The following is a 22,831-nucleotide window of genomic DNA, read 5'->3' as shown; positions in this document are numbered from 1 at the left end:
TATCCCGCAGGGCAGCAGGCTGTTTTCTGTGACGGACAGGCAACCAGAACGCTGCCAAAGCTTTTTCCGTGACGGGGCAATGTCGTCTACAACTGAACTTCCTGCTGGTGTTTCAAATACGAAATTTCTTTTAAACCGGCGTTCATTACGGCAAAGGCAATGACCCAGGAGATAACCGTCAAAATAATTTGCACCAAGGGAAAATCCGCGTCCGCAAAGAGAGGCAAGTCCCAGAGCGCGTGCAGAATGACGACGATCGCGAAAATGCGGAGAAAGCGCATATCCTTGAGCATGGACCAGCTAAATTCTCTGCTTCCTTTAACCATGCAAATCGCCGCTCCGGACAATGCCGCCCAGACGATGTGCCCGCCCGGGGCAAGCACTCCCCGCCAAAAAATAATCGAATACATCGAGTCCAAATCGGCAAACAAGGCAACCCGAAACGCGTACCCCGCCGATTCAAAAGCGGCAAATCCAGTTCCAACGGCGGCGCCAATCAACAAACCGTTCAAAATATACTTATATTTGCGATCCCGTAAAAACCATAGGACGACCAAAACTTTTGCCGCTTCTTCGACGATGCCGATCATAATCGAGCTGTGGGTATCGCCGATGCGATCATAAATAAATACGGCTGCGATCAGCGATAAAATCCCGCCGACGAACAGCATCTTGATAATTTTATAGATGGAGATGTTTTGCGGGGCATTCATTTCCCAAAAAAAGATCAATAACGTAAATGGAACGAGGAACGAGCCCAATGTTATCAGACCGGGCAGGAAATTCAGATTGCCAAAATAGTCGACGCCCAGATAAAGGCCAAAATAAATAAGTGCGGCAAGCAAAAAGACGCGAGCAAATAACCAAGGTTTTGGCCAACTGTCTACCACATTTTGAATCTGTGGGGTCGTGTAGCTCGTCCCGACAAAAAACAGTTTTTCCGCATCCTCTTCCGAATGTTTCACAAAAACATTGGAGAACACCTCGCGCAATTTGAGCTCGCTCGGCGTCTCGACTCCGGCGACCCGATTGATTTTATCGGCAACGTCGGAAAAAACATGGCGAATCGTCTCGCCGTGATGATGTTGAGCTGCTGGCGCCAGTTCCTGTCCGCATTGTGAGCAAAATCGCGCATCCGCGGAGTTTTGCTGCTGACATTTGTCACAAATCATAGAAGAACCCCCACATAATTTTTTTGCAAATAGCCGAAATTTTTCATACAAATGCAGCCCATATTATATTTGAGTTATGGTTGCTTGTAAACTTAGCCAATATTCAGGCGCAGCCTTTTCTGGAAATGGCCAAAAAAGCAGAAACCCTCCATGACTTTGTGGCAAAAAAATGATCAATAAATGAATTTTTTTTGAACAATTTTCGAAAGTTATGTTATAATGTGCAATAACGACACAGCAAAATGGTGGTGGTAAAGATGAGTCAATACATCCACTCTTTAAAAAATGCCATGATGAGAAATGATGGCCATCGAGTAGCGGCAATCATGCAAGTGCTTGCCTGGATTTCATTGATTGCAGGAATTTTTGTTTCCTTTTATCATGGAAGCGATTTCAGCGATCAAAATCTTGGGTTGATGGTGGGCATTGGAATGGTGATCGCCGGAATGCAAATATTTGGTGTCGGTACTTTTGTTCATTTGTTGCACAGCAAGGAAGAAAATGATCGTCGGAACGGATAGACGAAAAGAATTGATTACAAAGAAAAATGTATAGGAGCCAGCCGTGTTTGTAACGGCTGGTTTTTTGCGTTTTTAGCCAAAGTTTAGGTTAAAAGATACTGTAAAAATTGCAGTAAAATTTTACTCTTGTCTAATTGGTGGCAAAATCGAGGCAGAAAAACAAAAAATTATTGACGATCCTGTAAAAGCACGATACGAAATGGCGTTGATTTGCTATTATAAATGAGCAACAGAAGTTCGATCACAATTTAATTAATTACGCATTTTTTAAAGTTTGTTAAAAACCACGCTGGTTTTATGTTGATAATGAGAGTGGGGAGTTGAAAAGATGAAACAGAGAGGGCTGTTCAACCGCTTTACATTTTTTTGTTTGGCAGTAATCTCGACCATTTTGTTGGCGGGCTGCGATGCGCAATATTTCGTCCTCGATCCGAAGGGGCCGGTTGCAGAGACGCAGTATCGACTGATTATCTTGTCGGTTATCCTGTGTACAATTGTCATTATTCCGGTATTGGCCATCTTGATCTATATTGTTTGGCGATATCGAGACAAACCGGACAATAAAGCTCCCTATATGCCCGATTGGGATGACAGCAAGGTGTTGGAGATTGTCTGGTGGGGGATTCCGATCGTAATTATCGGGATTTTGGGCTATTTTACAGTGAGAGACACCTATGCACTGGCGAAACCGCCGGTATCAGATGCAAAACCGATTACGATTCAGGTAACTTCGCTGGATTGGAAATGGCTCTTCCAGTATCCAGATCAAAACATTGCCACCGTCAACTATGTAGAGATTCCGACTGGCGTACCGATCAATTTCCAACTGACATCGGATGCGCCGATGAACTCATTCTGGATTCCGCAGTTGGGTGGACAAGAATACACCATGCCGGGGATGGCGATGCAATTATGGCTGCAGGCCGATCAGCCGGGCGAATATTACGGTACGGGAGCCAACTTCTCCGGACGGGACTTCGCACACATGAGATTCCAGGTGGTCGCGAAACCGCAAAGCGAATTTAACGAATGGGTCGATCAAGTGAAACAGACGGCGCCCTCGATGAGCAAAGCTGATTATGACAAATTGGCCGAACCCGGTCAGTCGGAAGAAATGACGTTCTCGTCCTTCCCTGCCGATTTGTTTGATGAAGTTGTCAATAAAAACGGCGGACAATATATGGAGCATCATCAAATGGGCGATGATTCGAAAGATACTGAATCAGATTCCGACGGGATGGACCATGAGATGATGGATCATGAACATATGAATCACGACATGTCTGGACAGAAGGCAGAATAACAAGGCGGAAGAGAGGAGGAAATGAAATGTTAGAAAGCATCAAGGAATTTGCGTCAACCTTTTTTGTCACTGGCGATCCATTGATTTATGGTGCGGATGTTTCCATTGCCCTGACCAGCCTTGCCATTCTGTTTGTTTTAACCTATTACAAAAAATGGGGTTGGCTGTGGCGAGAGTGGTTGACAACCGTTGACCATAAAAAGATCGGGATTATGTACCTGATCGCATCGCTGCTCATGTTGTTCCGCGGTGGTGTTGATGCCTTGCTGATGCGGGCGCAACTGGCTTTGCCCGGCGTAGAGTTTTTGCACGCCGAACACTATAACGAGATTTTTACGACTCACGGAACGATTATGATTTTCTTCATGGCGATGCCGATGATGTTTGCTTTGTTTAACATCGTCGTGCCGTTGCAAATCGGAGCGCGCGATGTTGCCTATCCTTTCCTGAACGCCGTCAGCTTTTGGCTGTTCATGATGGGGGCTATGCTGTTTAATATTTCCTTTGTGATTGGCGGTTCGCCCAATGCCGGATGGTTGAGCTATCCGCCGTTGTCGGAGATGTCGCACAATCCCGGTCCGGGACAAAACTTCTATATTTGGGGGATTCAGATCTCCGGTATCGGTAGTTTGGCAACAGGGATCAACTTCCTGGTGACGATTCTCAAAATGCGTGCGCCAGGCATGAAATTGATGAAAATGCCTTTGTTTAGCTGGTCTGTCTTGTCCAGCAGCATCATGATTATTTTCGCATTCCCGATTTTGACGGTTACGCTGGCCTTGCTGTTTATCGATCGCTACTTTGGCGCTCACTTCTTTACGATGACGCAGGGCGGCAACCCGATGATGTATGTGAATCTGATCTGGATGTGGGGTCACCCTGAGGTTTATATTCTGGTCATCCCGGCGTTCGGGGTGTTCTCGGAGATTGTGGCAACGTTCTCCAAAAAACGAATATTCGGCTATAAATCGATGGTATTCTCGATGATGATCATTAGCGTGATGTCTTTCTTCACCTGGGTTCACCACTTCTTTACGATGGGTGCCGGAGCCGACGTGAACGCATTCTTTGCCGTCTCCACGATGGCGATCGGGATTCCGACAGGGGTCAAAATCTTCAACTGGCTCTTTACGATGTTCCGTGGACGGATTCAGATGAAAACGCCGATGTTGTGGACGATCGCTTTCGTTCCTTGTTTTGTCATCGGCGGTGCGACCGGGGTTATGCTTGCGGTAGCGCCGGCGGACTATCAATATCACAACAGCTATTTCCTGATCGCCCACTTCCACCAGGTCATCATTGGTGGGGTCGTGTTCGGATATTTGGCCGGGATTTATTACTGGTGGCCAAAAATGTTTGGCTTCTCGCTGAATGAAAAACTGGGCAAATGGGCGTTTTGGTTCTGGAATATTGGGTTCTATGTTTGCTTTATGCCGCAATACGCGCTCGGTTTCATGGGGATGACCCGACGTGTCTACACCTATGGCTGGGATTTGGGTTGGGCGCCGTTGAACATTATTTCCTCGATCGGCGCGCTGTTGATGGGGATCGGCTTTATCTTCCAGGTATGGCAAATCAGCTACAGCATCAAGCATGGGGAAAGAGACAAGACGGGCGATCCGTGGAATGCACGCACGTTGGAGTGGTCGATTCCTTCTCCTGCGCCGCTGTATAACTTTGCAATCGTGCCGGAAGTGAAAGGCCAAGACGCTTGGTGGATTATGAAAGAAGAAATGAAAAACGGTGAAGAGCCGAAGAAAGCGGAGCTGGAACCGATCCATATGCCGAAGAATTCCGGAATTCCGTTTATCATGTCGGTTTTCTGGTTTATCGCCGGATTTGGCTTCACCTTTACCTGGACGTGGATGGGTGTAGTCGGACTGATTGGGGTAGGTCTCTGCCTGTTTGCCCGTTCCTTCCAGTATGACACTGATTATTATATTCCCGTTGACGAAGTGAAACGAACCGAAGCATCGTTAGGGAGGGTTGTATAATGGAACATGCGGTAACCCACCACGCACATGATCACCACGATCACCACGAAGAGCATGAACAGCTAAAGGTGCTTGGTTTTTGGATCTTTCTGGTGACGGACTGTATTTTGTTTGCGACTTTGTTTGCCACGTATGTCGTATTGCGGACGCACACCGATGGCGGCCCGATTGGCAAAGAGATTTTTGAAGTACCGGGATTTGTCGCGGAGACGTTTATTTTGTTGACCAGCAGTTTCACTAGCGGGTTGGCTACGCTGGCCATGCATAAAGGCAATGTCAAAGGTTTAATCGGCTGGTTGATTGTGACCGCTGCTTTGGGCTTAGGTTTTATCGGTTTGGAAATTAGCGAGTTTGCCAATATGGTGCAAGAAGGTGCGACAATCTCGCGCAGTGCCTTTTTGTCCGCCTTCTTTACCTTGGTAGGAACTCACGGACTTCACGTCTCTGTTGGTTTGCTGTGGATGATTGGTTTGATGGTTCAGTTGGGACGCTATGGGATCACCACGGTGACCAAGCGGAAAATCACGACGATCAGCTTGTATTGGCACTTCCTGGACGTTGTCTGGATCTTCCTGTTCACCGTCGTATATTTGATGGGGGTGATGTAAGATGTCGCAACATGAGGCGCACGGTTCCGTCAAGGCTTATGTGATTGGTTTTCTCCTGTCGATTGTGCTGACGATTATTCCGCTTTTGCTCGTGCTGAACCATATGCTGAGCAAAGGCTGGCTGGTCTTTGCGATTATGCTGATGGCTGTGTTGCAATTTATCATTCAGCTGGTTTTCTTCATGCATATCCGGGAAGGCGAAGGCCCGAAATATAATGTAATGGCCCTGATTTTGGGGATCGTCATCGTCTTTACAATTGTCGCTGGTTCGATGTGGATTATGTCGTTTAACGGATAAAACTTGAGCCGTTCTCCCCGCCGCGGCAACGTTCTTGCCACCAGGACGAGAAAATTGTCCGCTCGCACGTTTGGGTTGCGCGAGTGGCTCGGCTGGAAGAAACGGCTCTTTTCCAACACAGTTTCTCTGCAAAAAAAGAACGCTTCGCTTGCCGCGGAGCGTTCTTTTTGTTGGATTTGTGGCGGAAACCGGATCACTTGGAGGTAACGGCTGCGACTGTTGTTTTCCCTGCCTCGCACAAGCCGTGATTGATTTTCAGCGTTTGGTTCGCTTGCAGATTGGTGAAAACAATCGGGGTAATCGTCGGTTTTTCTTGCGCTTGCAAATAAGCCAGATCGACTTTCAGCAGCGGAGTGCCCGCCTCGACCAGCTGTCCGTCCTTGCAGAGAACCTCGAAACCTTTCCCCTCCAATTTGACCGTATCGATTCCGACATGAACGAGGACTTCCAGGCCGGTGTCCGATTGCAAGCCAACGGCGTGTTTGGTCGGGAACAGTGTGGTCACTTTGCCGTTGACCGGTGATACGACCAGTCCGTCAGCAGGTTTGACGGCAAAACCGTCTCCCATCATCTTCCCGGCAAATACTTGATCGGGTACTTCCGTGATGTCGACGACTTCTCCCGTAAGCGGAGCGAGAATCTCTTCCTGTCCAACGAAGACAGTCCCGGGCTTATCCTCGGCGGCATGGACGTCTCTGGCTGCTTCTGCCGGTTCTTTGCCGGCCATGATTGCTTTCATTTGCTCTTTCAGCGAATCGGATTGCGTGCCGAAAATAGCCTGGATATTGTTGCCCATTTCCAGTACACCAGCCGCTCCCAGCCGTTTCAGCTCACCCGTATCGACTTGCTTGGGATCGTTGACCGTGACGCGCAGACGGGTAATGCAAGCGTCAAGAACGTCGAGGTTTTCCTTTCCGCCAAAAGCCCGCAATACGTCGGCGGCAAGACTGCCCGTACTCGCCGGCTGCGTCTGCTTGCCTTCCACCGCCTCATCTTCAGCTTCCCGTCCAGGGGTTTTCAGATCCCAGATGCGAATCGCAAAGCGGAACAGCGCGTAATAAATAACCGCCAACACCAGTCCGACGGGAATGACGATCCAACCGTTTGTCGATAGCCCGTAGTTGAGAATATAATCGATGCCCCCGCCGGAAAAGGTATAGCCATGCTTCACGCCAAACCAATCCATGGCCGTAAAAGAGAGACCAGCCAAGAGAGCATGAATGAAAAACAGGGCAGGAGCGACGAACAGAAAGGAAAATTCAATCGGCTCGGTAATACCGGTCAGCATTGAAGTCAATCCTGCGGAAATCAGCACGCCGGATACCGCTTTTCTTTTTTCCGGTCGGGCTTCATGGATCATCGCCAGTGCAGCGGCCGGCAAGCCAAAGATCATATACGGGAACAGCCCTGCCATAAAGCGGCCTGCCGTCGGGTCGCCAGCGAAGAAGCGGGCCATGTCGCCGGTAACCACTTGTCCGGTTGCCGGATCGATGTATTGGCCCATCGTAAAGTAAAACGGCGTTTGGAAAATATGATGCAGACCGAACGGAATCAGCAAACGCTGGATCAAACCAAAGAAAAACGGACCGGCAGCGGAATTCATCACCCAGTTGCTGGCAGCGTCAATTACTTGTTGAATCGGCGGCCAGATAAAGGAAAAGACAATTCCCAGCAACAGCGAGGCCAAGGCTGTGATAATCGGCACAAACCGTTTTCCGGCAAAAAAGCCCAAAACCGGATGAAGCTTGATGTTGTAAAACCGGTTGAAGGCAATTGCGGAAACAATCCCGATCAGGATTCCGGCGAACACCCCCATGTTGATCAGGTGCTCCGCGCCCTGATAAGGAGGCTGCAAGCCGAGATACGCACCGAAGTCATCGAGAGTCTTGGTCAAGACAAAGTAGCCGATGACCGCTGCAAGCGCAGCTACCCCATCTCCGCCGGTTAGTCCAATCGCTACTCCAACGGCGAAAATTAAAGGCAAGTTATCAAAAATGATGCCGCCCGCATCTTTAATAAACGGCATATTCAGCAAATCTTTGTCGCCGAAGCGCAGCAACAGCCCGGCTGCTGGCAAAACGGCAACCGGCGTCATCAAGGCCCGCCCGATTTGTTGCAAGAGCTGAAATAATTTTTTAAACATCGAACCACCTCTTGTTCAAGATGAAACAGAAAAGAGCACAAATAAGTAAACGGGTACAAGCTTACTATACCATATTTGCAAAAATCTACTCATGCCTGAGCAGGTCCGGAAGACATGCCACTGTTATGTTACCCGAATGCGTATCGAAACCAATAGATTACTTGCGAGACTGAAAAAGCATATGGTATTATAACAAAATAAATACGATTCAGTATTCTTTAGGTGATATGATGACACTGATCGACTCTAATGAAACGAGGAAGCAATTGTGTCATATCTATAACGAGATTGCCAAGGAACTATTCGGATTTGGCACAACTCTGTTGAGAGTTTCCATTGACAAAAATGTCATAACTTTTTCCGCCAAACATCGAAAATCTCCGCGTTCAAGCGCCTTGGAAGGACAAGTTCCCGCTTTGAAACAAGAAGTAGATTTTCATATGTCGCTGTTGTATAAAAAAAGACTGAAAGAGAAATTGGAAGAGGATATGGGTCTATCTATTGAAGCCGTGCTGCGAGATTTTGATTCGCCGACGCAATGGGCATACACCAATATCATTCTGATGGATCGCTAACGAGACGGGCACAGCTCTTTTGATTTATCTTAGGAGCCAGGCCATTGTTGTAGTTGGATGTCACTTTCCTTTGTTTACGAAGAAAGGTGCTCTTGCTGGGAGGAATTCTGCAGGAGCGCCTTTTTTTATTCAAACAGCCGCGGGACAAGCAGTTGAAGCGGTCTGGATGTACGAGATAAGGGGGGAGAAGCGCTAAACAAGATTCGATTATGGAGCACAGCTGTTGGAAAGTGAAGGAAATCGCTTTTTTTTTACAAGAAGAACTTGAAAAACACGAATGATAATTGTTATGATACTATACAATGTTCGATATTATTGAAAGAGATCCAAGATGGGGGAGAAACAATGAAAAAAATAATCGGTACTTTACTGACGATTTCATGCGTAGGTCTTGCATTGGCGGGCTGTGGTTCGCAAAATGCTGCGCAAGACCAAGCGAATAGCAGCACAAACAGCGGAGAAAAACAAAAACTGGTCATCTCCACCTGGGGCTTTTCAGAAGATTTTTTCCGTAAAGAAATCTATGAACCTTTCGAAAAGGAACACAATGTCGAGATCGTGATGGAAATTGGCAACAACGGCGAGAGATTGAATAAAATCCGCCAAGGCAGCTCCGAGGTCGATTTGGTTTATTTGTCCGACTATTACGCGCAACAAGGCATTAACGACGGGTTGTTTGAAAAGATCGACCGCAGCAAAATTCCTAATCTTGATCAAATTTATGATATTGCCAAAGCTCCGTTGGGCGAAGATTATGGCCCGGCCTATACGGTTGGTCAGTTCGGCATCGCCTACAATCCAAATCTCATTAAAACAGAAATCAAGTCCTGGAAAGATCTTTGGAGTCCGGAACTGGCCGGTAAATTGACTTTGCCGAACATCACTTCTACCACTGGACCGATGATCTTGGATGCGGCTTCTCAAGTAGCCGGCAGCGCCGAGTTTAACGAGGATCAAGCGTTTGCCAAATTGAAAGAGCTTGCCCCCAATGTTGTGAAGTATTACGATAAAACCTCCGAATATGTGAATATGTTTGGGCAGGAAGAGATTGCGGCTGGTCCGATTATGGAGATGTACTTTAAAGATATTAAAGCAGCTGTACCGGAAGCGAAATTCGTTACACCGGAAGAAGGCGGCTACGCGGTCATGAATACCGTTAATATTGTCAAAGGCAGCAAGCATAAGGAGTTAGCGGAGGAATTTATCAACTATCAATTGAGCAAGGAAGTACAAGAAAAAACAGCGAAAGCGAAAGTTGATTCTCCTGTAAACAAGGAAGTTCAACTGACACCGGAAGAAGCGGAAGGCGTAACGTTCGGTGACGAAATCAACAATCTGAAAAAGCTGGATATGAAAATGGTCAACGAGCAACAAAAGCAATGGGTTGACCGTTGGAACAAAGAGTTGACGCAGTAACCCATTCTGCTCATTGAAATGAGGGAAGAGGCCCCGATTGGCGCCGGCAGTTGCCATTGCCAGCGGGGTTTCTTTTGTTCAATAAGACTGCCAAAACCGCAATGGAGGTTATGAGCCATGCAAGAAAAATTGATCCTCGATGTGGATACCGGAATTGATGATGCTCTTGGCATTATGCTTGCCGTAAAAAGCGGGCATTTTGACATCCTGGGGATTACAACGGTCTGTGGAAATGTGTCGCTGGAAGCGGCAACGGAAAATACGTGCAAGATTCTCGATTTGCTTGGTACGGAGCACATCCCGGTCGTACGGGGGGCATCCAAGCCGCTGATGCGCCGACCACATTATGAACACCGCGTTCATGGCGAAGATGGCTTGGGCGGGGCATTGCGCGATGTGACGGCCCAAACGAGACCGGCGGAAGGGTTCGCTCCCGATTTTATCATTGAACAGGCAGCCAGGTTCAAAGGCGAGGTTACGCTGGTCATGACGGGCCCGCTGACCAATCTGGCGCTTGCCGTGATGAAACATCCCGGGCTGGTCTCGGAAGTCAAGCGGGTCATCTTCATGGGCGGCGTCGTGCGCAATATGGGGAATGTCACGCCGACTGCCGAGTTCAATGCTTATGCCGATCCCGAAGCGATGAAAATCGTCGTACATGCCGGATTCCCGTCTTTGACCATGGTCGGCCTGGACGTAACCCGTCAGGCTTTACTGACCGACAAACATATCCAAATGTTGGGCAACACGCCGATTGCCCGCTATGTTCGTGAAAGCACGGCGCTTTATATGAGACGCTACTATGAGCGCAACGGTGTTCAGGCGTGCGCGCTGCATGATCCGCTGGCGGTGGGAGTTGCGCTGAACAGTTCGTTGGTGTCTACGAAAAAGTTTTATGTCGATGTGGAGACAAAGAGCGAGCTGTGTGACGGCAAAACGATTTGCGATTTCCAAAATCGGCTGGGCAATCCGGCGAATGTCGACGTTTGCCTGGAAGTTGACAGCCGTAAATTTTTGCAAATGTTTACGGAGGTTCTGCAATCCTAGTTTCACAGGAACAGGAGTATAGCGATGAAAAAACGATATGTATATATGCTGCTATTGCCCGGTATGTTGTTTCTGCTGCTGTTCATGATTGTCCCGATCCTGTTGACGATCGGGTCCACGTTTTTTCAACAGGGGAGCTTTACGCTTGCCGGCTATTTGCATTTTTTGACCGACAGCTATTTTCTCAAAATTTTGTGGACCACGTTGCGCGTCAGCCTGGTAACGACGCTTGTTTGCATTTTGATCGGCTTTCCTGCGGCCTATTATCTGTCCAAGCTGGGACCACGGAAAAAAGGCATCTTGTTGGCGTTGGCGATTTTCCCTTTGCTGACCAGTTCGGTTGTGCGTTCGTTCAGCTGGATGGTCATCCTCGGGAAAAAGGGGTTGATCAACACTCTTTTGGTCGCCATTGGCTTGACCGATGAACCGCTCGATATTTTGTATACCCCGACAGCGATGATGATCGGCTTGGTTCATCTGTTTTTGCCGCTCATTATCATCACCTTGGTCGGAGTCATGGAAAATATTGATCCCGATCTGTTGAAGGCGGCGGAGAGTCTGGGAGCATCCCGCTTTACCGCTTTTCGCAAAGTGATTCTGCCGCTGAGTGTGCCGGGATTGATTATCGGCAGCATTCTCGTCTTTGTCGGCAGTTTGACGGCGTACACAACCCCTGCCTTGCTGGGAGGCAAACAGCGGGTCATTTCAACCTTCCTTTATCAGAATGCGATGACCCTGAATGACTGGTATTACGCGTCAGTGGTTGCCACGATTATGATTGCCATTACCTTTATTGTGATTGGCGTCATGAACAAGCTGGCGATGAAACTAAATCCGAAGGGGTAAGGGTATGCAGGAAAAGAATCGCGGATTAGCTGTTTTTACATTTTTGGTCTTTCTCTTTTTGTTAGGCCCGTTGGTGATTATTTCCTTAACATCGTTTGAGCCAAGCACCGTCTTGCGTTTTCCGCCCAAAGGGTTTTCCTTGCGCTGGTACGAAAATATTCTCGATGTTGAGATGTTTCTGGAGACGTTCAAAACGTCCATTTTTGTCTCGGTGATTGGCAACCTGCTGGCATTGGCTTTGGGCATTCCGGCCGCCTACGCGTTGAGCCGCTACCAGTTCAAAGGGAAAGGGTTTTTCAATGCCGTGTTCCTCTCGCCGGTTTTGATTCCGGGGATTGTACTCGGGTTTGCCATGTTGAAATACGTCATTGTCATTTACGACCTGCCGATTTACGCCGGACTGCTGGTCGGACATACGGTAGTTATGCTGCCGTTTATTATCCGGGTGATCGCCTCCAGTTTGGCCAATTTTGATTTTGCCATTGAAGAAGCTGCTTATAGCCTTGGTTCGGGAAAACTGGCTACCTTTTTCAAAGTTGTTTTGCCAAATATCCGCTCGGGGATTATCGCGGCCATTTTGATTGCGTTTTTGGAATCGTTCAACAATGTGGATATATCGGTTTTTATGACCGGACCGGGGGTCAGCACTTTGCCGATTCAGATGCTGACCTATGTGGAAAACAATTTTGATCCGACGATTGCCGCATTATCGGTTGTGCTGATGATCATTACGGCAGTTCTGATGTTTTTGATTGAGCGGCTCTTGGGGCTCTCTTATTTTACAAAACGATAACGGAGGCATTTATCCATGGCATTGCTATCGCTCGAAAACGTATCGGTTGCCTACGAAAACCAACTGATTCTCAAAGATTTCAACTTGCAGGTGGAAAAAGGCGAGTTGATTTCATTGCTTGGCCCCAGCGGCTGTGGCAAGACCACGACGTTGCGGCTGATTGCCGGTTTTTTGGAAGCGAAACAAGGTGCGTTTTTGTTTCAAGATAAAGATTATACCCGCGTGCCGGTCAATAAACGCAATTTTGGCTTTGTGTTCCAAAGTTACGCGTTGTTTCCGCACTTGTCCGTATTTGACAACGTTGCGTTTGGACTGCGCTTGCGCAAAGTGAAGGAAGCGGACATCGTCAAGCGGGTCGGTCAGATGCTGGAGGTCGTCAATCTGTCCGGCTTCGAGAAGCGCTTTCCGAAGGAGCTGTCCGGCGGGCAAAGACAACGGGTGGCAATCGCGCGGGCGCTCGTGATTGAACCCGACCTGTTGTTGTTTGATGAACCGTTGAGCAATCTCGATGCCAACCTGCGGGTAAACATGCGGGTCGAAATCCGCAGAATTCAGCAAGAACTGGGGATTACCACGGTGTATGTATCGCACGATCAGGAGGAGTGTTTCTCGATTTCCGATAAAGTGGCGATCATGAACAAAGGTGTGATTGAACAGCTAGGCAGCCCTGCCGCTATCTTTAAGTATCCGAAAACGGAATTTGTCGCCAGGTTTATTGGATTTACCAACTTTTTAAACGGAAGCGAGCGGCAGGAGCGGGACGGCCAAGTGGAATTGAAGGTAGCAGGACATTCGTTCCTGATCGCCAGTCAGGCCGGGAACGAAGGGCGCACCGGCAAGAAATGCGCGATTCGCCCGGATGATTTGCAAGTTGAAGCAGGTCACGGCTCGACCGGGGAACCGAACCGTTTGAATGGAATCGTGAAAATCAGCACGTATTTGGGCAGAAGTTATCAGTATGTGGTAGAAACGGCATTGGGGAATTTTACGGTGAATCAGGAAATGGACACGCCTTATCAAAATGGTCAGCAGGTCAGCCTTGTATTCCCGCGCGAAAAACTCGTACTCGTCGATTGATTAGGAGGAACCTTCATGCAAGTTGATCTGTTGATTCGCGATGTGCAAGTATACAACAGTTATTTTAAACAGTTTGTGCCCGGAAACGCGGCGATTCTCGATGGACGTTTCTACTATATCGGCCAACGGGGAACGGAGACTTTCGAAGCGGGGGAAATTATCGAGGGAAAAGGGCGGTATATGATTCCCGGGCTGATTGATATTCATCTGCATATTGAAAGCACGATGGTCACCCCGCAAACGTTCTCGTACGGTTTGATCCGAAACGGTGTCACAACGATTGTTCCGGAGCCGCACGAAATGGCCAATGTGTTTGGTTTATCCGGCATCAAGGAGATGATTCGCGCCAGTCAGGATTGTGTGGTCGATATGTTTTATGCGATTCCCAGTTCGGTTCCTGCGACGGGGATGGAAACAACCGGCGGTGCGATCGATCTGGAGGAGATTGACGAGCTGCTGGCGAGCGAACGGATCATTTGCCTCGGTGAAATCATGAATTACGTGGATGTCATTACCGATCCGGATTGCAAGACAAACCGGATCTTGCGGCACATTCGCCAACAATATCCCGAACTGATCATCGAGGGACACTGTCCCAAACTGTTGGATTTGGAACTGCAGCAATTTATTTATGCCGGAGTCGACTCCGATCATACCCATCAAACTGTAGAGGGAATGAAGCAGCGGATTGCCGCCGGTATGTTTATTGAGATTCAGGAAAAATCGATGACCGATGAGGTTATGCAATTTTTGCGGGAACACGATGTTTCCGAACATTTCTGCTTCGTCACCGATGATGTGATGACGGATTCGCTTTATCGCCGCGGGCATTTGAATTATTTGGTGGCGAAGGCGATCGGGATGGGCATGTCACCGGAGAGGGCGATTTATGCGGCCACTTTTGCTCCAGCCAGAAGAATGCGTCTGTACGACCGCGGGGCCATTGCTCCCAACAAAATTGCCGACTTCCTGTTGTTGTCCGACCTCGAGAATCTGAGCATTGAGCGGGTTTATAAAGCGGGGCGGCTGGTCTATGAACAGACGGCGGTTGACGAACAGATCGTTGAGCGCGGCACATTTCCGGCTCATTTTTACCAAAGCGTTCAGTTGCCGTTGCTGGCGGAAGCAGATTTTACGGTAAAAAGCGAAGGAGACGATCAACCGTATCAAGCGCGTGTGATGATGGTCAAGGATGGGTCCACGTTCACTAGCGAAGCATGGACAGAGGTGATGGTCCAAGACGGGGAAGTGCGCTGGCAGGAAAGCCCGTATGCGCTGATCGCCACATTTGAGCGGTATGGAAAAAACGGCAATCGCGCCTATGGACTGATCGGCGGCGACATCCTCAAACGCGGGGCGATCGCCACAACTTATTCGCACGACAATCACAATTTGTTGGTCATTGGCTACAATCCGCAGGATATGGCGCTGGCAGCCAATCAAGTCATTTCCCAGCAAGGCGGCTTTTGCGCCGTGGAAAATGGCAAGGTGTTGGCCAATCTGCGATTGCCGGTCGGAGGCATTTTGACAGAGGAACCGTTGGCTGAGACGGCCAAGGATGTGGAAGCGCTGAGACAGGCGATGGAGGACTTGGGGTATCGTCATTACAACCCGATTATGTCTGTCAGCACGCTTTCTCTGCCGGTAAGTCCCGCGCTGAAGATTACCGACTTGGGCTTGATCGATGTCAATCAGGGGAAAGTCGTCCCTTTTTTAACACGGGCTTGACCGCTGCGAAAAAAGAAGGGCAGAATCGAACGGAAACATGCCGGCAGGAGAGTTTTTTCACCTCGCCGACATGTTTTTTGTTATACTCACTTAAGTAGACTGCCATGGCGGGATACGGCAATTCTGTAACAAAATGTACGGAAAGGAATCATATGAATCAGACATATACCATTCAAGAGAAAGTACGTCAGTTTCTGCTTGTCCTGTTTCCCATTCTCGTTTCTCAACTGGCTTTGTTTGCGATGACCTTCTTTGACACGATCATGTCTGGCCACGCCAGCCCTACCGATTTGGCGGGAGCAGCGATCGGCTCCAGCTTGTGGGTTCCGATACAACAAGGCTTGAGCGGAATTTTGTTGTCTGTGACGCCGATCGTTGCGCAAATGGTCGGAGCCAAGCAGAAGGAACAGGTGCCCTTTACGGTTTTGCAAGCTTTGTATTTGGCCGTGATAATTGGTTTGGCGGTCATTGTCGTCGGCTTTTTTCTGCTCGACCCGATTCTCGGTATGATGAATCTGGAAGCTGATGTGCAGTATATCGCCCGTCATTTTCTGATCGGTTTGTCGATCGGCATCGTTCCGATGTTTATGTATACCGTGCTTCGCTGTTTTATCGAAGCGTTGGGCTGGACGCGGATCACCATGTTGATTACGCTGCTCTCTTTGCCAATTAATATTGTCCTGAACTACGGGCTGATTTTCGGCAACCTGGGATTTCCGCGGTTGGGGGGAGTTGGCGCCGGGTATGCTTCGGGCATCACCTATTGGTGCATTACTTTGATCAGCATTTTCGTCGTACTGCGCGGCGAAGCGTTTGCCCAGTATGGGATTTTCTCCAAGTGGCATCGCTTTTCCTTGCAGACGTGGAAGGAACTGCTGAAATTGGGTCTGCCGATCGGCTTCTCCATTTTCTTTGAGGTCAGCATCTTTGCTGCCGTCACGCTGTTAATGAGCAAATTTGAAACGATCACCATTGCCGCCCATCAATCGGCGATCAATTTTGCTTCTTTCATCTATACGGTGCCCTTGAGCATAGCGATGGCCCTGACGATCGTCGTTGGCTTTGAGGTGGGAGCGAAAAGATACCGCGATGCCCGGCAGTACAGCTATCTCGGCATCGGCATTGCCGTGTCGCTCGCCTTGATCTTTGCGGTATTGTTGTTTCTGTTCACGCGCCAAGTCGCTTCTTTGTATACAACCGATCCGGATGTGCTCGCCTTGACCCAGCATTTCCTGTTGTATTCGATTCTGTTTATGGTATCTGATGCCGTGGCAGCTCCCGTACAAGGCATTCTCCGCGGCTATAAAGATGTGACCGTGACCTTTGTGGTCGCCTTGTTTTCCTATTGGGTCATCGGTTTGCCGCTTGGTTTCTTGCTGGCGAACTATACCTCTTTTCAGGCGTTTGGCTATTGGATCGGACTGATTGCCGGGCTGGCCGCGGGAGCCGTTTTCCTGTTTGGCCGCTTATGGTTGATTCAACGGAGAAGCATCATGGCGGAACAATAGCATCCCTTTCAGATGTGCGCTCGATCCTCTGGGGTCGGGCGCTTGTTGTTTGTGAATCCGTACAATAATTGCACAAACTCTCGTTCGGGATTTGAACGCCACTTGTTCTATGTAAACGATATAATAAACATAAGCAAAAGCGAATTTATCCCGTTTCTCCCGAATTGCGAATCAAGCGCCCGCCAATCACGTATAATAATTGCACATTTTTTTAACGGAAGGGGATTCGCTTGGTTTTAGACGAAAGATGTACCCTAATCTTGTCTCAGTTGGTGCAGACGGACGGTTATGTACGCTTGCGAGACTTGACCGAGAAGCTGCAAATTTCCAGGCGAACCGTTTACTACGATCTGGAAAAAATCAATTATTGGCTGACGCAAAATCAGCTGGACCCCGTCCAGTATGTCAGAACGGTCGGTTTCTATGTAACCGATAAAACCAAAAGAGCTCTGCCGGCGATGCTCAGCGAGGTCGACAAGGGGCAGTATTATTTTTCCGCCAAAGAGAGAAGAGCCTGGCTCGGCATCTGCCTGTTAAGCGCAACTCAGCCCTTGTTTCTGCAGGATCTGATGGACAAAATCGGCGTCAGCCGGGGGACCACAAACACGGAGCTAAATGTGGTCAAACAAGAATTGCGTTCAGCTCAATTGATCGTCCAATTCAACAACAAGCAGGGCTACACGGTCGTCGGCAATGAGTTGGATAAACGGAAAATGCTGCTCCAGTACTGGTCGCGCATCTTGTCGATGGAATGGAAAGCAGCCGATTCTGCGCAAAAAGTGTCCGTTCTCTGCCGTCTGATGGAGCGGAGCGATTTTCTGCAGATCACCGTCGAACAAGCAACAAAGATTTACGAACAAATCGAAAGTTGTGAACAGCAGCTGGGGATTCAGTTTACCGATGAGATGATTGACCATTTTGCGCTTAGTCTGGTCATTATCTGCAACCGGTTACGGCATGATTGCTGCGTCAAAGTGGATGAAGACAAGAAGGCAGTGCTGCGAAACGCGGCGGAATATGAAGCTGCCCGGGCGATTGGCGAAGCGTTAAGCGATATGTTTGCGATTCGCCTGACGGACGATGAATGTTGTTATCTTACGATCAACTTGTTGGGCGCCAAGCGGAACGATGTCAATGATGAAGGGAACAGCTCGATTGAGATTCATCATCTAAGAAGGATCATCCGGCTGATGGTCAGCGATTTTGAGAAACAGGCCTATGTTTTTTTTCAAAATCGGACGGCCATTGAGGAGCAGATGCTGATCCACATCAAGCCGGCCTACTATCGGATCAAGTATGGACTGGAGATTGAAAATCCGCTGACGGAGACGATCAAACAAACCTATCCCGAGATTTTCAAGATCACCCGGAAGGTCGCAGCCCACCTGGAGAGCTACACTGGCAGGAAGGCCAGCGAACATGAGATTGCTTATCTGGCCATTTACTTTGGCGGTTGGATGAAAGAGCAAGGCTCAAAACCAATTCAGCGAAAACGGGCGCTGGTTGTCTGCGGCAACGGTATTTCCACGTCGCGCATCCTGCAGTCTCAGCTTGAGTCGCTCTTTTCTGCCGTAGATGTCGTAGCCGCGATTTCCTTGCGGGAGTATGAAACCCATTCATATGAAGTCGACTTTGTCGTATCCACGACACCTTTGCCCAAACGGGGGCTGCCTGTATTTGTCGTTAGCCCGATTTTAAGCGATTCGGAAAAAGAAAAATTGTTGAGTCAGGTCAACGCGCTGTTTTCCGAACAGAACAAAAGCAATCACTCAGTGAAAACCATATTGGACATTATCAAGCGGCATGCCCAGATTCTGGACGAAAAAAGCTTACAAGAGGAACTTACCCAGTATTTTCAGGGCGGACCTCAATTGATAAAGGAGATTAGGAAACCGATGTTAGCAGAGCTATTAACGGAAGAGATGATTCAACTGAAATCGGAAGTATCGGATTGGCGGGAAGCCATTCGGTTGGCGGCTGCTCCTTTACTCCAGCAGCAGTTTATCGAACAGTCCTATATCGAGGCCATGATTGAAAGCGTGCAAGAGATGGGGCCGTATATCGTCATCGCACCGAAAATCGCCATCCCGCACGCCAGACCGGAACAAGGCGTGAAGCGATTGGGGATGAGCATGCTTCGTCTGGAGCGAGGTGTCAGCTTTGCCGAAGATGGCAGTCGTGATGTCAATGTGCTGATCGTTCTGGCTGCGGTCGATAATGAAACACATCTCCGTGCACTCGCCCAATTGTCTTCGATGCTCTCGGAAGGCGAAAATCTCGAGACGATCTTGGGTGCAACAACAACGGAACCGATTGTCGAATTGATTCAACGGTATTCACAATCTGAATAACAAACGAACTGGAGGAAATAAAGATGAAAATTTTGGTTGTATGCGGAAATGGTTTGGGCAGCAGCTTTATCGTGGAAATGAATGTGAAAAAAGCGTTGCAGGAGCTGGGAATCGAAGCGGATGTTTCCCACACCGATCTGGCAACAAGCAAGACAGAACCAGCCGATTATTATATCGGATCGCGGGAAATCATGGATCAGTTGAACGACGGTACAAGAAAAACGATCTCATTGCTGAATTTGTTTGATATGAATGAACTAAAAGAAGCATTGCAAGCAAATCTATCTTAATAACTCAAGCTTGGGGGAATCGTGATGCTTACGCTGATAATGAAGGATATTCTTGGTACGCCGGCGATACTGGTAGGGCTGTTTGCCCTGCTGGGACTGCTGTTACAACGCAAGAGCGCTGCCGACGTCGTCTCTGGAACTTTGAAAACGATCATGGGCTTTATGATCCTGTCTGCCGGGGCCGATGTGATCACAAAAGCTTTGGGCTATTTCGGACAGATGTTTGAAAAAGGCTTTCAAATTCAAGGCGTCATTCCCAACAACGAAGCGATTGTCGCCGTAGCGCAAAAGACGTTTGGGATGGAAACAGCAATGATTATGCTGTTCGGGATGATTGTCAATATCATCCTCGCCAGATTCACTCGCTTCAAGTACATTTTCTTGACGGGTCACCACACGATGTTCATGGCTTGCATGATTGGCGTGATTTTGTCCACAGGCGGATTATCCGGTGTTTCTACGGTCATTATTGGTTCGATTATTTTGGGTATTTTGATGGTCCTCATGCCAGCCTTGCTCCAACCGTTTACGAGAAAAGTAACCGGTTCGGACACAATCGCGGTCGGACACTTTGGCTCGATCGGCTATCTCGTTTCGGCTTTGATCGGGAAATGGCTGGGTGACAAGAGCAAATCGACGGAAGATATTAAAGTACCGAAATCGCTCGGCTTTTTGCGCGACACATCCGTGTCGGTCTCATTGACAATGGCAATCATGTATTTTATCGTTGCGTTCTTTGCCGGCAAGGAGTACATTGAGCAAGAACTGAGCGGCGGTTCCAACTTCTTGATCTTCTCGTTGACGCAAGCGATTACTTTTGCAGCAGGTGTCTATATCGTCTTGGCCGGGGTGCGGATGCTGTTGGCGGAAATCGTTCCTGCGTTCAAAGGGATTGCCGACAAAATTGTGCCGAATGCCATTCCGGCTCTGGATTGCCCAGCGGTATTTCCATTCGCGGCCAACGCCGTTATTGTCGGGTTTCTCTTTAGCTTCATCGCAGGAGTAATCAGCATGTTTCTTCTGCCGCTGGTCGGCTTGAAAATTATTGTGCCGGGGCTGGTACCGCACTTCTTCACAGGTGCAGCAGCCGGGGTGTTCGGAAATGCAACCGGCGGCCGACGCGGTGCAATGCTTGGTTCTTTTGCCAACGGTTTGTTGATCAGTTTCCTGCCGGCGATGCTGCTGCCGGTTCTCGGCGGGCTCGGCTTTGAAGGAACGACTTTCGGAGATGCCGACTTTGGTATCGTCGGAATTTTGCTCGGCAACATCGTAAAACTGTTTATCGGTTGAGTCGAACAAGCACGCCGATGTGCCTAAAAATCGTCTTGTCCCTTGTGGTTTGTCTGCAAGGAGCAGGGCGATTTTTTTTTTTTGCGAAGTCCTTATACAGAAAATTAACATTATTTTAAACTGCCGCTGATTTGGCCTACAAAGAACGATAGTACAATGACCGTATCCTGCTTGTTCAAGAAAAAATGGGAAGAAGGAGCGATCGTATGATGGAAGAGATGAATCGTCGGCAGTTTTTAAGGTATTTGGGGGCGGGGACCGCTGCGCTGGCTTCGTTGGCTACCGGTATTCCGGCACTTGCCGCTGGAGAGTCGCTGAGCGGAAAAACGGCCGATCACCTGTTTGGTTTGGAAAATTCTCCGCGAACATTCAAGCCTGTCTTTAAACCGATACAACCCAGCACCAAAGATGATATCGTTCTGCCGGAAGGATTCACATATGATGTGATTGCTGTCTATGGAGACAAAATCAACGAAAATGGCGATACGTTTGGTTTCAATGCCGACTTCAACGCTTTTTTGCCCATTGACGGCAGCAGTGAGCATGGCTTGCTCTGGACCAATCACGAATACTGCGGCGAACTGGAATATTATGTGAACGGTTACGATACACTAAACGCAGATCCGGCGAACAACCGACGCACACCGGCACAGATTGAGAAATATTTATATGCGCTGGGCGGCTCCGTCACGGAAATCAAAAAAGTAAACGGAAAATGGACATTGGTTGCCGATTCTCAGTATGGCCGTCGCGTAACCGGATTGACCCGCATCTCCTTGACCGGACCGGCGGCTGGCAGTTCGGCGATGAGCGGCGCGAAACAGGTGGTTGGTACATTTGCCAACTGTTCCGGCGGCATTACGCTGTGGAATACGATTCTTTCCTGTGAAGAGAACTACCAGGATGTCGTCGATGATTGCAAATTGCCCGATGCCAGTCACTATGGCTGGATCGTGGAAGTCGACCCGTTTGATCCAAAGTCGACGCCGAAAAAACATACCGCTTTGGGACGCTTCTCCCATGAGAATACCGCCATGGTGTTGGCCGATTCCGGGCAGCTGGTCATTTACATGGGGGATGACGCCAACGACCAATATGTGTATAAATACGTGTCAAAAGGGAAATATAATCCAAATGCAGGAAAGAATAATTCGCGCTTGCTGGAGGACGGTACTTTATATGTAGCTGACTTTAGCAAAGGCAAATGGCTTGCGCTGGATTATGAGCGCAGCGAAAAACTGCAGACGGCAAAAGACGAGAATGGCCAACCGTTGTTCACGTCCCAGGCAGATGTGCTGGTCAACTGCCGTGAAGCGTCGAAAGCGCTGGGCGGAACGCCGATGGATCGGCCGGAAGATGTGGAGGTCCATCCAATCGACCGAACCATTTTCATTTCGATGACCAACAACGCAAAACACGGCAATTTTTATGGGCAGATTGTCCGGCTGTTGGAAAAGGGCAACGATCATGCCGGGGAGGAGTTCACCTTTGAAATCTTTGCAACCGGCGGGCCGCAAAGCGGTTTTGCCGCTCCCGACAATTTGGCTTTTGACAGCGCCGGGAATCTTTGGGTTGTGACCGATATTTCCTCCGGCAGCATGAACAGCGGGATCTACGAATCGTTTGGCAACAACGGCGTTTTCTTTTTGCCTACCAGCGGTCAGGATAAAGGCCATGTCGCTCAATTTGCTTCCGCGCCGGTCGGGGCGGAAATGACCGGGCCTTGGTTTACTCCGGATGAAAAGACGCTGTTTCTGTCCGTTCAGCATCCAGGAGAAAATTTGACCGTTTACGACCAGCCGACCAGTCATTGGCCAAAAGGCGGCAAGCAAATGCCTCTGCCAGGGGTGGTGGCCATCAGAGGATTTTAA

The 22,831-nt window shown here is 48.8% G+C and carries 19 protein-coding genes; 17 read left to right on the top strand and 2 right to left on the bottom strand.

Annotated features, from left to right (window positions below; genetic code table 11):
• Positions 1-86 precede the first annotated feature (86 nt).
• The gene (locus tag JOD01_RS09470; protein ID WP_204518076.1) at positions 87-1,172 is read right to left on the bottom strand and encodes a PrsW family glutamic-type intramembrane protease; all 1,086 of its coding nucleotides are present in this window, start codon (positions 1,170-1,172) and stop codon (positions 87-89) included.
• A 257-nt stretch (positions 1,173-1,429) separates the two neighbouring features.
• Between JOD01_RS09470 and JOD01_RS09465 the strand changes: the two genes are divergently transcribed.
• From JOD01_RS09465 to cyoD, 5 genes are all read left to right on the top strand, one after another.
• On the top strand, positions 1,430-1,693 hold the full coding sequence (locus JOD01_RS09465; RefSeq protein ID WP_204518075.1) for a hypothetical protein: 264 nt from the start codon (positions 1,430-1,432) through the stop codon (positions 1,691-1,693).
• Positions 1,694-2,021: 328 nt separating this feature from the next.
• Positions 2,022-2,996 (top strand): ubiquinol oxidase subunit II, encoded by a 975-nt coding sequence (locus JOD01_RS09460; RefSeq protein ID WP_204518074.1) that lies wholly within the window; start codon positions 2,022-2,024, stop codon positions 2,994-2,996.
• Between the two features lie 26 nt (positions 2,997-3,022).
• Positions 3,023-4,990: a cbb3-type cytochrome c oxidase subunit I gene (locus JOD01_RS09455; protein ID WP_204518073.1), complete on the top strand. Its 1,968-nt coding sequence runs from the start codon at positions 3,023-3,025 to the stop codon at positions 4,988-4,990.
• A complete protein-coding gene (gene cyoC, locus JOD01_RS09450; RefSeq protein ID WP_204518072.1) occupies positions 4,990-5,598 on the top strand; it encodes a cytochrome o ubiquinol oxidase subunit III in 609 nt (202 codons plus the stop codon). Before JOD01_RS09455 ends, cyoC begins: the two co-directional genes overlap by 1 nt.
• 1 nt (position 5,599) lies before the next feature.
• Complete coding sequence (gene cyoD / locus JOD01_RS09445; RefSeq protein WP_204518071.1) at positions 5,600-5,896, top strand: cytochrome o ubiquinol oxidase subunit IV; 297 nt, start codon at positions 5,600-5,602, stop codon at positions 5,894-5,896.
• A gap of 193 nt (positions 5,897-6,089) precedes the next feature.
• Here the strand turns inward: cyoD and ptsG are convergent, their stop codons facing one another.
• Positions 6,090-8,039 (bottom strand): glucose-specific PTS transporter subunit IIBC, encoded by a 1,950-nt coding sequence (ptsG, locus tag JOD01_RS09440; RefSeq protein ID WP_204518070.1) that lies wholly within the window; start codon positions 8,037-8,039, stop codon positions 6,090-6,092.
• A 230-nt stretch (positions 8,040-8,269) separates the two neighbouring features.
• Here ptsG and JOD01_RS09435 point away from each other — a divergent pair, with 230 nt between their 5' ends.
• The 12 genes from JOD01_RS09435 (at position 8,270) to JOD01_RS09380 (ending at position 22,831) form a co-directional block, all read left to right on the top strand.
• Positions 8,270-8,614, top strand: a complete 345-nt coding sequence (locus JOD01_RS09435; RefSeq protein ID WP_204518152.1) for a DUF2294 domain-containing protein — start codon at positions 8,270-8,272, stop codon at positions 8,612-8,614.
• Between the two features lie 345 nt (positions 8,615-8,959).
• The gene (locus JOD01_RS09430; RefSeq protein WP_204518069.1) at positions 8,960-10,030 is read left to right on the top strand and encodes an ABC transporter substrate-binding protein; all 1,071 of its coding nucleotides are present in this window, start codon (positions 8,960-8,962) and stop codon (positions 10,028-10,030) included.
• A 117-nt stretch (positions 10,031-10,147) separates the two neighbouring features.
• Positions 10,148-11,077: a nucleoside hydrolase gene (locus JOD01_RS09425; RefSeq protein ID WP_204518068.1), complete on the top strand. Its 930-nt coding sequence runs from the start codon at positions 10,148-10,150 to the stop codon at positions 11,075-11,077.
• Positions 11,078-11,101: 24 nt separating this feature from the next.
• Positions 11,102-11,923, top strand: coding sequence for an ABC transporter permease (locus JOD01_RS09420; protein WP_204518067.1), 822 nt, complete (start codon positions 11,102-11,104; stop codon positions 11,921-11,923).
• Between the two features lie 4 nt (positions 11,924-11,927).
• A complete protein-coding gene (locus JOD01_RS09415) occupies positions 11,928-12,716 on the top strand; it encodes an ABC transporter permease (protein ID WP_204518066.1) in 789 nt (262 codons plus the stop codon).
• A 15-nt stretch (positions 12,717-12,731) separates the two neighbouring features.
• Positions 12,732-13,793 (top strand): ABC transporter ATP-binding protein, encoded by a 1,062-nt coding sequence (locus JOD01_RS09410; RefSeq protein WP_204518065.1) that lies wholly within the window; start codon positions 12,732-12,734, stop codon positions 13,791-13,793.
• Between the two features lie 15 nt (positions 13,794-13,808).
• On the top strand, positions 13,809-15,521 hold the full coding sequence (locus tag JOD01_RS09405) for an adenine deaminase (RefSeq protein WP_204518064.1): 1,713 nt from the start codon (positions 13,809-13,811) through the stop codon (positions 15,519-15,521).
• 152 nt (positions 15,522-15,673) lie between these two features.
• Entirely contained in the window at positions 15,674-17,029 is a 1,356-nt protein-coding gene (locus JOD01_RS09400) for an MATE family efflux transporter (protein WP_204518063.1), read from the top strand.
• A 260-nt stretch (positions 17,030-17,289) separates the two neighbouring features.
• On the top strand, positions 17,290-19,380 hold the full coding sequence (locus tag JOD01_RS09395) for a BglG family transcription antiterminator (RefSeq protein WP_204518062.1): 2,091 nt from the start codon (positions 17,290-17,292) through the stop codon (positions 19,378-19,380).
• Between the two features lie 23 nt (positions 19,381-19,403).
• Entirely contained in the window at positions 19,404-19,670 is a 267-nt protein-coding gene (locus JOD01_RS09390) for a PTS sugar transporter subunit IIB (protein WP_204518061.1), read from the top strand.
• A gap of 24 nt (positions 19,671-19,694) precedes the next feature.
• A complete protein-coding gene (locus JOD01_RS09385; protein WP_204518060.1) occupies positions 19,695-20,960 on the top strand; it encodes a PTS ascorbate transporter subunit IIC in 1,266 nt (421 codons plus the stop codon).
• Positions 20,961-21,166: 206 nt separating this feature from the next.
• On the top strand, positions 21,167-22,831 hold the full coding sequence (locus JOD01_RS09380) for a PhoX family protein (RefSeq protein WP_204518059.1): 1,665 nt from the start codon (positions 21,167-21,169) through the stop codon (positions 22,829-22,831).

Origin of the sequence: Brevibacillus fulvus, from assembly GCF_016908525.1 — a bacterium.
GTDB classification, from domain to species: Bacteria; Bacillota; Bacilli; order Brevibacillales; family Brevibacillaceae; genus Brevibacillus_G; species Brevibacillus_G fulvus.
This window is presented reverse-complemented; position numbering and strand designations above follow the sequence as displayed.